The organism is Methylobacillus sp. DLP286, from assembly GCF_056636515.1.
The window spans coordinates 2705612-2718606 of sequence record NZ_CM153145.1 but is presented as its reverse complement, the minus strand read 5'-3'; the positions used below and the strand labels follow the sequence as shown (position 1 = coordinate 2718606).

At 57.9% G+C, this 12995-nt stretch carries 14 protein-coding genes; 3 read left to right on the top strand and 11 right to left on the bottom strand.

Translation table 11 applies throughout. The features are described from left to right. Positions 1-89 precede the first annotated feature (89 nt). Positions 90-296 (top strand): hypothetical protein, encoded by a 207-nt coding sequence (locus ACWXTG_RS13075; protein WP_309564314.1) that lies wholly within the window; start codon positions 90-92, stop codon positions 294-296. Between the two features lie 35 nt (positions 297-331). Here ACWXTG_RS13075 and ACWXTG_RS13070 read toward each other — a convergent pair whose 3' ends face one another. The 6 genes from ACWXTG_RS13070 to ACWXTG_RS13045 form a co-directional block, all read right to left on the bottom strand. After that, the gene (locus ACWXTG_RS13070; protein ID WP_480220136.1) at positions 332-1558 is read right to left on the bottom strand and encodes a hypothetical protein; all 1227 of its coding nucleotides are present in this window, start codon (positions 1556-1558) and stop codon (positions 332-334) included. A gap of 175 nt (positions 1559-1733) precedes the next feature. Further along, entirely contained in the window at positions 1734-2525 is a 792-nt protein-coding gene (locus ACWXTG_RS13065) for a transglutaminase family protein (RefSeq protein ID WP_480220135.1), read from the bottom strand. Positions 2526-2538: 13 nt separating this feature from the next. Then, entirely contained in the window at positions 2539-3507 is a 969-nt protein-coding gene (locus ACWXTG_RS13060; protein WP_309564311.1) for an alpha-E domain-containing protein, read from the bottom strand. Between the two features lie 4 nt (positions 3508-3511). Then, positions 3512-4933: a circularly permuted type 2 ATP-grasp protein gene (locus tag ACWXTG_RS13055; protein ID WP_480220134.1), complete on the bottom strand. Its 1422-nt coding sequence runs from the start codon at positions 4931-4933 to the stop codon at positions 3512-3514. 151 nt (positions 4934-5084) lie between these two features. Further along, positions 5085-6740, bottom strand: a complete 1656-nt coding sequence (locus ACWXTG_RS13050) for an ABC1 kinase family protein (RefSeq protein ID WP_480220133.1) — start codon at positions 6738-6740, stop codon at positions 5085-5087. A 54-nt stretch (positions 6741-6794) separates the two neighbouring features. Beyond that, positions 6795-7130: a hypothetical protein gene (locus ACWXTG_RS13045; protein ID WP_480220132.1), complete on the bottom strand. Its 336-nt coding sequence runs from the start codon at positions 7128-7130 to the stop codon at positions 6795-6797. 162 nt (positions 7131-7292) lie between these two features. On the opposite strand from ACWXTG_RS13045, the gene ACWXTG_RS13040 reads away from it, so the two are divergent. Next, positions 7293-7799 carry a C40 family peptidase gene (locus ACWXTG_RS13040; RefSeq protein ID WP_480220131.1) on the top strand — a complete coding sequence of 169 codons (507 nt, stop codon included), beginning with the start codon at positions 7293-7295 and terminating at the stop codon, positions 7797-7799. Positions 7800-7817: 18 nt separating this feature from the next. Here ACWXTG_RS13040 and ACWXTG_RS13035 read toward each other — a convergent pair whose 3' ends face one another. The 5 genes from ACWXTG_RS13035 to ACWXTG_RS13015 form a co-directional block, all read right to left on the bottom strand. After that, positions 7818-8720: a ZIP family metal transporter gene (locus tag ACWXTG_RS13035; protein WP_480220130.1), complete on the bottom strand. Its 903-nt coding sequence runs from the start codon at positions 8718-8720 to the stop codon at positions 7818-7820. A gap of 15 nt (positions 8721-8735) precedes the next feature. Further along, positions 8736-9350 (bottom strand): superoxide dismutase, encoded by a 615-nt coding sequence (locus ACWXTG_RS13030; RefSeq protein ID WP_309564305.1) that lies wholly within the window; start codon positions 9348-9350, stop codon positions 8736-8738. Positions 9351-9474: 124 nt separating this feature from the next. Continuing rightward, the gene (locus tag ACWXTG_RS13025; RefSeq protein WP_480220129.1) at positions 9475-9987 is read right to left on the bottom strand and encodes a hypothetical protein; all 513 of its coding nucleotides are present in this window, start codon (positions 9985-9987) and stop codon (positions 9475-9477) included. A gap of 131 nt (positions 9988-10118) precedes the next feature. After that, on the bottom strand, positions 10119-10904 hold the full coding sequence (locus tag ACWXTG_RS13020; protein ID WP_480220128.1) for an EAL domain-containing protein: 786 nt from the start codon (positions 10902-10904) through the stop codon (positions 10119-10121). Positions 10905-11041: 137 nt separating this feature from the next. Further along, positions 11042-11329, bottom strand: a complete 288-nt coding sequence (locus ACWXTG_RS13015) for an Rdx family protein (RefSeq protein ID WP_480220127.1) — start codon at positions 11327-11329, stop codon at positions 11042-11044. A 196-nt stretch (positions 11330-11525) separates the two neighbouring features. Between ACWXTG_RS13015 and ACWXTG_RS13010 the strand changes: the two genes are divergently transcribed. Next, entirely contained in the window at positions 11526-12956 is a 1431-nt protein-coding gene (locus tag ACWXTG_RS13010) for a S41 family peptidase (protein WP_480220126.1), read from the top strand. The last annotated feature ends 39 nt before the right edge of the window (positions 12957-12995 follow it).

The following is a 12995-nucleotide window of genomic DNA, read 5'->3' as shown; positions in this document are numbered from 1 at the left end:
AATATACCATAATCATGCAAGGGATAGCGCCGAATTGCTCAGGCGCATCAATACGATACAAGCAAAAACAATATGATCAGGAGCACTCCATGCGCATCAACACCATCCGCAACATCTGCTTCACCATCTGCATCCTGTGCATACTCGCCAGCCTGCTGCTCGGCGTCGCCATGATCTGGGACTGGATCAAGGATTCGGATTTCATCCACAAGAGCTTCATGACCCTGGGCGTATTGTTCGTTGCCTCGCTACTGACCTTGACGGTGGCCAAGAAGCTGGGCGTGGGTAACGATTAGATTGTGGCTGATTCCTTGACACCAACCTCTTGACATCAACCCAGGGATGCCCCTGATTTTACGCCTTCCTCACGCCCGGCCGCTTCGGTGAGCACCGCCACGTTGTCCTTGGTGAAGAAGCCCTGGAAATCGCCGAAGCGCTGCACGTACTCCACGATCAGGGACGAATGTTCGGAAGCGTTGGAGAATATCTGCTTCAAGCCCTCCTCGCGCGAACCGATGACGTCGAGCAGGAAGCCCTTTCCTTGCGAGGCGATCGCATTCACGGCGAACTCGATGTGCTCGATGCCGTCGCGCTCGCCATCCCTTACCGCCACCGCGATGTGGTGCAGGCGCGGCCCGTAGTTGCGCACGAAGGTCTCGGTGGGCGACGGCAGCTTTTCCAGGTGGTTAACGAAATAAGGCGTGTTGTTGGCGGTGAACACCTTGGCCGGACTCTTGGATTCCGGCAGACCGTGCGCACTCTTGGTGACGTTGGTCGATGAGTTCTGGTCGAAAATATTGTAGGCGCCCCAGAAGTAATAGCTCGACCACGACAGGTATTCCAGGATCGCCACCTCGCGGTTCTGGCTGTAGACCCGCGTCGCGAGATGGTCGATCGGCAGCAGCAGGTCGCCGAAATTGAGCTTCTGCTGCAAGGCCTTGGCAGCTTCATAGGCCATCTGCAACTCGGGATCGACTCGGCTTACCCCGAGCGAATACACCCGCATTTCATCCGGCTTGCGCTCCATGTAGGCAACGATGTTGTGGGTGTAAGGCGAGGGCTTGCTCACTGCAAGGTTGCCCGGCAACTCCAGCTTGCGTACCTCGTCCTGGGTGAAGAAGCGAAATTCCCGCTCCTGCTGCAGCTTGACCACGTCATGCAGGCTGTCCACGCGGATGATCTCGCCCATGTAGCGGCTATTCGGCTTGCGCGCCCCCACCGGGTAGATTTCGTTGAGGCTGCGAAAAATGCCGCGCAGGTTCGGGTCCTTCACTTCCCGCACCAACAGGTCGGGCGAGTCCAGGTCGATGCGCAGCACATGCGTCCAGTGCGATTCGCTCTCCAGCGTCACCAGGTAATGGTACGAAGTCATGAAGCATAGCTCCGCGACATACTTGACCGAATGCCCCGGGTCCACCGTGATCATGAGCGCATCGATTTCGTGCACCATCGCGGTCAAGCCCACCGCATCGCGCTCTTCCAGCAACTTGACCAGGTATTCCTCAAAAAATGCCGAGTTTTCCTTGTCCCCGTGGCGGGGAAACTGCAATGAATTCATGCGTTTTCCTTGTAATACTTTCGGCTACCTAAACCAGGAACCCTAAAAACCGGTGGACAAATCCCCTAAACCGAGCGCTGCAGAAAAAGTGGCTGGCAAGGCACATCCACGCAGACAGTACACTGAAGTACGGCAAGTGGATGCAACGCCGCCAGACGCTTTTTCTGCATCGCGATCATTGTTGGGATTGGAGTTGGCTGACATGCACCCCCACCGTCATCGTCTCCAACCCGCCGCCCACGCGCATGCCGCTCACCGGGCAGGCATCGCCGTAATCCAGGCCGGTCGCCAGGCGCACGTGCACGCCATTGGCCCTGCAACGGTTGGAGACGTCGAAGCTAGTCCAGCCGGACGGCATCCATGCATCAGCCCAGGCATGGCTTTCCATCAAACTGCCGTCATTAGTGAACAGGTAACCGCTCACATAGCGTGCGGGGATGCCCAGGTAACGGCAGCAAGCAATAAAAATATGCGCATGATCCTGGCAGACGCCGTGCCCGCTGCGGAATGCTTCGGCAGCGGAGGTATCCACGGCAGTCACGCCACGGTTGTACGGCACTTTGTCCACGATCGCATGCATCATGTCGTCCAGCGCTTGCTCGTTAGGCTGATTGACTCGGAATTGCTCCGCAAAGTTGCGCAGGATTGCATCCGTAGCCGTCAGTGCAGTGGTACGCAAATAAATCTCGCGCGGCAGCATATCGTATGCAGGCGGGATATCTAGGCCTGTTTCCACCTCACCCGTGGCCAGGATATTGATTTCTTCATGCGGGGTATCCAGCACCAGCAGATGCGCTGCATTGCCATAGGCATCATCGTGACGCTGCAGGTGGCCATTGACCCGGATTTCCCAGCGCCTCACCCGCTGGCCGAAGCCGTCCTGCGGCGTCAAGCGCAGTTTCTGGATGGTGTAATTGACAATATCAGTGTAGAGATAATGCGTGCGGTGGTTGATCGTGAACTGCATGGCAATGCTCCATTCATTCAGTCTCGGCGGCTAGGCCATTGATCGGCGCATTCAAGAAGGTGCGCTGGATCTCGGCACCGAGATTGTTGTTGGAAGTGATGAAATCGGTGAGGAATTCGTGCAGCCCTTCCTGGAAAATATCGTTCATGCGTCCATAACGCAGCCGTGCGTGCAGCTCGCCTGCAAGACGCCTGCATTCGCTGCTATGGCGGCCGCTGAGCTGGTCGAGGATGGGCGTGATCTCGGAAAAGCAGGCATGCAACGAGCGCGGCATATCCTCACGCAATACCAGCAATTCCGCCACCTTCCATGGCTCGATCGCGTCGTTGAACACCTTCTGGTAGGCCTGGAAGGCGGAGACTGCGCGCAATATCGCGCTCCACTCGTAATAATCCACCGCGCCGCCCACTTCTTCGTCGCGGGGCAGCAGCAAATGATATTTGACGTCGAGCAGGCGCGCGGTATTGTCTGCCCGCTCGATGAACGTCCCCAGGCGCAGAAAGCGGAACGCGTCGTCCCGCAGCATGGTGCCGAAGCTCACGCCGCGGAACAGGTGGGAGCGGGACTTCACCCAGTCGCAGAACTCGCCCAGCCCCTTCTGCATCAAGTCCATGCCGACAAACTGGCTGAATTCCAGCCATAGCGCATTGATGTTTTCCCAGGTTTCCGCAGAGAGCGTGACGCGCACGGAACGCGCGTTTTCGCGTGCGCTGCGCAAGGTCGAATAGATGCTGGAGGGGTTGTGCGTATCCATGGCGAGGAAGCGCACCACGCCGGCCGCCGTCACTTCGCCGTAATCCCGGCGATAGCTGTCCACGCCGCCGGCAATCTGCAATGCAGGTTCCCATAGCGTGGTTTCGCTCTGCGAGGCGTTCGGCACCAACGACATGTTGTAAGTCACGTCCAGCACGCGCGCCATGTTCTCGGCGCGTTCGATGTAGCGCGCCATCCAGTACAAATGATCTGCGGTTCTGCTCAGCATGGCATCAATCTTTCAAAATCCAGGTGTCCTTGGTGCCGCCCCCTTGCGAGGAATTCACCACCAGGGAGCCTTCGCGCAAGGCGACGCGGCATAGCGCGCCCGGCACCAGGCTGACGGTCTTGCCCGACAGCACAAAGGGCCGCAGGTCGACGTGCCGTGGCGCGATGCCTTGTTCCACCAGGGTCGGGCAAGTCGACAGTGCCAGCGTCGGCTGGGCGATGTAGTTGGCCGGGTTGGCCAGGATGCGCTGGCGGAAATCCTCCAGCTCCTGCTTGCTGGCGGACGGCCCGACCAGCATGCCGTAGCCGCCCGACCCCTGGACCTCCTTCACCACCAGTTCCGCCAGGTTGTCCAGCACATACTTGAGGTCGTCCGCCTTGCTGAGCTGGTAAGTCGGCACGTTCGACAGAATAGGCTCTTCGCCTAGATAGAACCGGATCATCTCGGGCACATAGATGTAGGTGCCCTTGTCGTCCGCCACCCCGGTGCCCACCGCATTCGCCAGCGTGACGCCGCCATTGCGGTAGACCGAAAGCAGGCCCGGCACCCCCAGCATGCTGTCGGGACGGAAGCTCAACGGGTCGATGAAGTCGTCGTCGATGCGGCGGTAGATCACGTCCACGCGCTTGGGGCCTTCGGTCGTGCGCATATAGACCGCGTTGTTGCGTACGAACAGGTCCTGGCCCTCCACCAGCTCGATGCCCATTTGCTGGGCGATGAAGGCATGCTCGAAATAGGCGCTGTTGTAGGCCCCAGGCGTCAGCAGCACCACCGTCGGCTCATGCACGCCGGCCTGCGCCACGGCTCGCAGGTTGTTGAGCAGAACTTGCGGGTAGTGCTCGACCGGCGCCACCGGGTAGCGGCGGAACAATTCGGGAAACAGGCGCATCATCATCTTGCGGTTTTCCAGCATGTAGGAAACCCCGGAAGGCGTGCGCAGGTTGTCTTCCAGCACGTAGAAGTCGTTTTCGCCGGTGCGGACCAGATCGACGCCGGCGATGTGGGCATAAACGCCCTTGGGCACGTCCACGCCGAACATTTCGGGGCGGTATTGCGCGTTCGCCAATATGCTGGACGGCACAATGCCCGCCTTGATGATGTCCTGGTCATGGTAGATATCGTGCAGGAACATGTTCAGCGCCTTGACGCGCTGGATCGCGCCGTCGGACAGACGCGACCACTCGCCGGCGGAAAGAACGCGCGGCACGACATCGAACGGGATCAGGCGTTCCGCGCCGGCATCCTCGCCATAGACGTTGAAGGTAATTCCTACCCGGCGAAACAGTAGTTCTGCTTCCTGGCGCTTGCTCTCAAGCTGCTGGTGCGGCACCCCTTGCAGCCAGGCAGCGTACTCGGCATAGATCGGCCGTACCGCTTCGTCTTGCAGGAGCATCTCGTCAAAAGGTTTTTTCTTAGCGGTATCCATGCAGAGACTCTCGCAAGGGTCATGCCAGATAAAAACTCCTTGTTATTCATTGCGTTAAAAATACGACAATCAATAACATCCGGCATTTGCACCAAAATAGTGCGCATGCCAGCTACCGCCGGGTGCCAGCACCAGGCTGGCGATGGAGAGCTCAATCCTTGCCTGAACGCCAGATTGAGATCATCAACATAATGCCGATGACGAATGCTAGGAAAAAGCCAAGGAAGCCGAACGCGGGCAGGCCGAAAAGCTCGGGCCCGCCGCGCACTGTCATGACGATGGAAGAGCCGATGATCAACGAGGCTGTGATCAGCGCCATGGTGAGCCGGTTGGTGCTGTGGTCGAGCTGGTGCCCGAAGTGGTCTAGGCGCTTCAAGTCCAGGTTGAGCTTCAACCTGCCCCGTCCCGCCTCCTTCAGCACCTGCGATACGTCGCCGGGCAGGTCGCTCACTGCGCCCAGCGTCTTGCTGAAACCGCGCGTGCCCTTGCGCCACAGCGTCTTGGGCATGTAGCGCTCGATAATGATCTTCTTCACAAAAGGCGTGAGGTGGCTGACGATCTGGAAGTCCGGATCGAGCTGGCGCCCCAGCCCTTCCAGGGTGATCAACGCCTTGAACAGCATGGTGAGGTCAGGCGGCACCGACAGATGGTTCTCGCGCATGATCGTGGTGAGGTCGTTCAGCAGGATGCCGAAGCTGATGTGCTTGAGCGGCGCATTGTCGTAGGTGCAGATAAATTCGTCGACATCGGCCCCCAGCTTGTCCTCGTCCACCACTACATTGCCAGCCCACGTGATCAGGATACCGCGCAGGGTATCAATGTCGCGCGACACCAGCGCGGCGAGCAGGTCGGCAATTTCGTTGCGCCGGTCTATGCTGATGCGCCCGACCATGCCGCAATCAATCACGGCGATCTTGTTTTCCGGCAGGAAAAAGATATTGCCGGGATGCGGGTCGGCATGGAAAAAGCCGTCGATCAAGACCATCTTCATGACGGCATCCGCGCCGCGTGCGGCAAGCAGGGGCAAGTCCATCCCGGCTTGGCGCGCCTCCTCCAAGCTATTGCCCGGTATGCCGTTGATCTTTTCCATCACCAACACGCTTTCGCTGGTGTAATCCCAATAAATCTTGGCGAAACTGGTGGTTTTGTCAGTGAGGAAGTTGCGCGCGAAGCGCTCGGTATTGCGCCCTTCCAACGCGAGGTCGAGCTCGCGCTTCAATGACTTGGAGAACTGGTCCACGATCTCGGTGGGGTTGAAGCGCCGCGCCTCCTCCACTTCAGCCTCGATCAGGCGCGCGATGTGGTGCAGCAGGCGCAGGTCGGCGTCAATGTTCTCGCGTATGCCGGGCCGGCGCAATTTCAGGATCACCGGGGTGCCGTCCTGCAGCTTGGCTTGGTATACCTGGGCAATCGAGGCGCCCGCCACGGGCGTGGTATCGAAATCGCGGAATACCTCGAACGGGGATTTGCCAAGCGCTTCCTGCAGGCCGGGCAGCATATCCTCGAACGGCACGGGCGGCACCTGGTCCTGCAGCTTGGACAGCTCTTCTATCCAATTGGGAGGGAAAATATCCGGGCGCGTTGCCAGCACCTGTCCCATCTTGACAAAGGTCGGTCCCAACTCCTGCAGCGCCATGCGCGCGCGGACTTCAGAAGGCAGTTGCATGATTTCACGCGAGGCTTCCGAATTGAGCGCATTGCCCGCGCGGCGCAACCAACTGCGCTTGCCGAGCCGTTCCGCAATATCACCCCAGCCATAATGCATGAGGATGCGGCCAATCGCACGCACACGCTTGAAATCACGCATTACCGAAATTGTTTCACGCAGCATAGTCTTCCCGGCCAAAAAACTGAGTTTGTATTATTCGTCCTGATCCAGGCGATCGGCACGCTGCTCGATGCGCGCAGCCATTTCCTTGAGCTTGTGGCTGGCGGCATGGGCCACTTTCGCGCCCACATGCTTGACCGCCTGCTTGCCCGCGCGTTTCAGGCGGCTGCCCGTCCCGTGGATGCGCCTGGCGACAGATTCTGCCAGCAGCCGCGCCCGCTCGCGCGACCCCAGCCTGAAATGGCTGGCATATTCCGCCAGGGTTTGCTCCATTTCTTCCGAACTCAAATGGTGCAGCACCTCGCGGCGCCTTGCATCGTCAAGATTGGTCTTCAATTTCTGCATAAGTGGATAAGCGCTCGAACTCATGATGACATGCCTTATTCCAACATCGACAAAGCCATTCTACACCAAGCCATCAAGCTTCCCTTTCCTTATTGCCAAGACAGTCGCGCTGGCGTTCGAGTTTCAGGAAAACTTAAAGAACTGGTTTACAGAACCGAAAATAAACTAATAGAATCGGGACTAGTGATGAAATTACCCGTCATTTTTGCTGTTTTTGTATTGCTGAACCATGTCCCTACCTGGGCGGGAGAGGTCAGCGCTGCCCGGCAGCTTCAGCAGGACGCCATGGAGGCGACCCAGGGCTGGACCGAATCCGTGCAGGAAGTGCTCATCAATGCCCTGAGCTTGACCGGCATCAAGTACAGCTACGGTGGAATATCGCCAGAAACCGGGTTCGATTGCAGCGGTTTTGTGCGTTATGTCTTCCAGCAGTCCACCAGCATGACCCTGCCTCACGGCGCAAAAGCCATCAGCAAGCTCGGACAGCCGGTCTCACAGGAACAGCTGCAGCCGGGGGATTTGGTGTTTTTCAACACCTTGAAATCCGCGTTCTCGCATGTCGGGATTTATCTTGGCAACCAGAAGTTCATCCACGCCCCCAGTTCGGGCGGCGGCGTGCAGGTCGTCGATATGACGGACAATTACTGGGCCAAGCGTTTCAACGGCGCCCGCCGCATGGAAGACAGCCGCTAAGTTCCTCAATACTGCACGTCAGGCCAGGGCAGTATCCAGCATCATCATCAGCACGAAGCCGATAATCAAGCCGCTGGTCGCAAAGACTTCATGTCCCTTGCGGTGCGACTCTGGAATAATCTCGTGACTCACCACGAACAGCATGGCGCCTGCCGCGATACCCAAACCCCAGGGCAATAGCGCCGCAGAAGAGCTCACAATCGCAGCGCCGAGCACGGCGCCTGCGGGCTCGACCAGCCCGCTCGCCATCCCGATCAATATCGCGGTGCGGCGGGAATAGCCCACCACCGCCAAGGCCATCGCCACGACGAAGCCTTCCGGGATATCCTGGATCGCGATCCCGGTAGCCAGTGCGCCGCCGCGCACGACGTCGCCGCCCGCAAAGCCTACGCCAATCGCCAAGCCTTCCGGCACGTTGTGCAACGCAATGGCAAATACGAATAGCCAGGTACGCTTCAAGGCCAGCGTATTCTCGCGTTCCATGCCCTTGATGAAGTGCTCGTGCGGCACCCAGCGCTCCAACGCCAACAACAGTGCGGCGCCAATAATGATGCTGCCGCCCACCATGGAGGCGGCGCCCCATGCGCTCGCGCCTTGGGCCTGGGCCGACTCGATGCCCGGCACGATCAGTGAAAAGGCGCTGGCGGCGAGCATGACGCCCGCCCCAAAGCCGAACAAGGTATCCATGATGCGGTCAGGCAGCTGCTTCCAGAAGAAGACCGGCAAAGTGCCTGCCGCCGTTGCCAATGCCGCGGCGGAGCCTCCCCAAAAGGCATCGCGCACCTGGGGTACGTCCCAGGCGGCTTGCCCCCAATCCCCAAACGATTGCACCAAAAACAGAATCAAGCCCAGAATACCCAGGGCTATCATCCACAGCCATAGCTTTTGCCGGTTGTTAGCGAGAATGAAGGGGAAGTTCATGACACGTTCCAGTCCCTACTTGGACAAGGCTTCCTGGTAACGGCGTGCGACCTCATCCCAGTTGATGACATTGAAGAACGCGCCGATATATTCCGGGCGGCGGTTCTGGTAGCGCAAGTAGTAGGCATGCTCCCAGACATCCAGGCCGAGAATCGGCGTGTTGCCGTGGGACAAGGGGTTATCCTGGTTGGCGCTGCTTTCCACAATCAGCTTCTTCTCGGGAGTCACGGACAGCCATGCCCAACCGCTGCCGAAACGCGTCAGGGCAGCCTTGGTGAAGGCTTCCTTGAATGTATCGAAACCGCCGATGTCGGCCTTGATCGCGTCCGCCAAGGCGCCGGTAGGCTCTCCGCCGCCATTGGGGGACATGACCTTCCAGAACAGGCTATGGTTGGCATGGCCGCCGCCATTGTTGCGCACCGGGCCGCGCAGGTTTTCCGGCAAGCTGTCCAGCTTAGCGACAAGCGACTCTACCGGCTCGTCGGCAAAAGGCGTGCCTTCGATGGCCGCATTCACGTTGTTGATATAAGTCTGGTGATGCTTGGTATGGTGGATTTCCATGGTCTGGGCATCGATGTGCGGCTCGAGGGCCGTATAAGCATAATCAAGGGGGGGTAATGTATACGCCATTATTTTGCTCCTTAGTTTTTTGATCGTTAAATTTTAGAGGGAATGTTGAACCCGATTGCCGCAGTCAATCTGCACGAGCTATCTTATGCTTTTTAGCACAGAAAATCTCACTGGGATTCAGGATTTAGTGTAGCGGCTGGTCTTGCAGACTACAGAACTGCCCGCAGACGCGCAAGGTCCTCGCTACTAAAGGATGTTGACTATACAGATGGCTAAAGTTCAATAGTTCTCTGTATGTACGGCGCCCGTGACGCTGGGCTGCTTCGCGCAATGCGCAATGCATCGCGGGATCGGAGCAAATGCGCGACAGGCATTGGTGCACCTCGCACAGCCGGCATGCCGCAGTATTGATATCTCCCTGGCGGGCATAGACATTGGCGAGGTTATGGTGGGATACCACATAGGCGGCAAACACGGTATCAATGGGCACGGCCTGCTCATCCGCCTGCACGCACTCCCTGAGCAGCAACTTGGCCTGCTCGAGCGCTGTCTGGTATCGCTGCAATGCAAGCTGGTCCTGCTTGTCGGAGTAGGCGCGGTTTCCCTGGCGAATGGTATTTTCCCAAGTCGCGATCGTATGGTCGGATGCTTCTTCAAGTAGGGAAGATATGGTGTCGTGATGCCTGACCGGGCTCATGTGGCTGGCTCTACAATTAATAATGACAATGAGAGGAATTATTATTTATTTGCAACCGCAATACAACTCCCTTCCGTCATAAAAATTGGGAGGAGCTTTACAGCTAGCCCAAGTCCAGCGATAGCAGGCGTCTAATGCGCCTGCAGATTCTGCTTGGAAAACAAGCGCCCCTGCACACAGTCCACCCGCATTTTTCGCGCCCAGTCCAGGGCTGCGCAGGTGTCCACGTCGGTCATCACCGTTTGCACGCCGATCTGGCGCGCCGCCCCTACCAGCCAGTCCACCATGGCCTGGGCGGCCTTGCCGTCCAGCTCCCGCAGCGCCCGGCTGCTGAACTTCACCATGGCGGCATCAAGAAAGGCGCTCAAGGAGAACATGCCCCAGGACAGCCCGGCATCCTCCAGCGCGACCGAGGTGCCGGAATGCTGCAACAGGTCCATCATGTGCTGGGTGCGGAAAGTCTCGTGCATGGTGTGATTCTGGACGACGTTGATGACGATCTCGCGTTCGGACCAGGCATATTCCTTGAACAGGCCAAGGAACGGGTTGTCCTCCCCCTCGCCCCCGGCAAAGAAGCTATCCATGTCAAGGTCCAGCATCAGCCAGCCCTCGCCCGGAAAGCTGGCAATCTGCAGCTTCTTCAATTCCAGCTCGAGATGAAACAGCAATAACGGATTCTTGCGCAGGCTCACCCTCAACTTGTCTGCATTCAACGGCCTGCCGTTGCGCGCCCAGAACCGTGCATGGGCCTCATAGCCCAGCATCTCGATCGATTGCACGTCCACGATAGGCAAATAATCAGTGCCGAATTGCCGCGCCATCACCACGTCCAGCAATTCGTTGGGTGCCATGTCGTGCGGCTCGATCTCATGATCGAGCAATAAGGCCCCTATTTCCGATTGGTTAAATGCATTCATGTTGATGAACCTTCTACAAAATCCCGTCAGGAAACATCATAAATGAGAACAATTTACATTTAAAGAGTTATTTCCAACTATTTTAGTCGGATATTATTTTCCTCCCGCAAAATCCTATTTAAATAATTAGATTTCAGCTACTTGCGCTCGCTATGGCCGAGATCGCGCTCGGGATCGATACGGTCGCGCACCAGTTGCTTCAATTCCTTCGACTCGGGAAAACGTCCGTGCTCCTTGCGAGAAAATAGCAGCTCGCCATTCAACCTGACCTCAAAAATCCCTCCCGTTCCCGGAACCAGACTGACGCGCTTAATGTCTGACTCGAACGTTGTCAGCAGCTCCTGCGCCATCCAGGCCGCTCGCAACAGCCAGCGGCACTGCGTGCAATATTCGATTTCCAGTTCCGGCAACTTGGGCAGACTCATTGACTAACAGCTCCATATGTAAAATAAAGAAATTTAGCGTTCAAGTGATTGAAAAGCAAAAAATGACTGTGCGATACTCTGCAACGTTTTGCAATGACAACATAAATAGCGGAAAATGGGCTAGTCGCTCCCTGTCTTCCAATTACAACCATTAGTATTCAACCATTCTGGTTTTTCCATTGAGGAATCGTTTTACATGCGCAAACTTAAAAAGATCGGCTTGATCGTCGCAGGCCCGTTGCTTGGCGTCATGCTGAGCTTGAGTTACTCCGCCATTGCGGACAAGGAAACCAAGCCGCAGCTGCCGCTTGATGACCTACGCACATTTGCCGAAGTATTCGGCAAGATCAAGAGCGACTATGTAGAACCGGTTGAAGACAAGAAGCTGCTGACCGAAGCCATCAACGGCATGCTATCCGGGCTGGACCCCCACTCGGCCTACCTGGACGCTGATGCATTCAAGGACTTGCAGGCAGGCACCCAGGGCGAATTCGGCGGACTGGGCATTGAAGTCGGCATGGAAGACGGTTTCGTCAAGGTGGTTGCCCCGATCGAGGACACACCCGCATACAAGGCCGGCCTCAAGAGCGGCGACCTGATCATGAAACTGGACGACACGCCGGTGAAAGGCATGACGCTCACCGATGCCGTCAAGCGCATGCGCGGCAAACCGGATACCAAGATCACCCTGACCGTGCTGCGCAAGGGCGAAGCCAAGCCGCTGACCTTCGTGCTCACGCGCGCCATCATCAAGACCCAAAGCGTCAAGTACAAACTGTCTGAACCCGGCTATGCCTATATCCGCGTCACCCAATTCCAGGAGCATACCGGCGAAGACCTCGCGAAAGCGCTGAAAGCCATGCGCGAACAGAACAAAGAAGCCTTCAAGGGCCTGATCCTCGACCTGCGCAACAACCCTGGCGGCTTGCTGAATGCGGGTGTCGGTGTTTCCGCAGCCTTCCTGCCCAAGGGCGAGCTGGTGGTCTATACCGAAGGCCGTGGCGAAGAAGCCAAGATGCGCCTCACCGCCAACCCTGAAAACTACGTGCGTGGCGGCGCACGCGCAGACTACCTGCGCGACTTGCCAGCCGACCTCAAGACACTGCCTATCGTAGTGCTGGTCAATGGCGGTTCCGCATCCGCTTCGGAAATCGTCGCCGGCGCATTGCAGGATCACAAGCGCGCAATCATCATGGGCACCCAGACCTTCGGCAAGGGCTCTGTGCAAACCATTCTGCCGATGAACAACGGTGCGGCCATCAAGCTCACCACCGCCCGCTATTTCACGCCGAAGGGCCGCTCGATCCAGGCCAAGGGCATCGTGCCAGACATCTTGGTGGAAGAAGCAACTGTCAACTCACAAGAGCACGCTGCAATGTTGCGCGAGGCTGACCTGAGCCGCCACCTGAGCAACCCCAAGGACGGGGAAGAGGCTCCTATCGTCCAGCCTGCGCCAGCCGAGCAAGAGGATACCAAGCCCGAGGCACCTGCTGCCGAGCCTGACAACAAGGAGCAGAAAGACAAGGCAGCGCCAAGCGGCCCGATCGAGCCAGGCTCCAAAGCCGATTACCAGTTCAACCAGGCGCTCAACCTGCTGAAGGGCCTGCAGATCCTGCAACGCAAATAAGCAAAACCCCAGGCCGCCTCAGGCGGCCTGGCCTCTGCA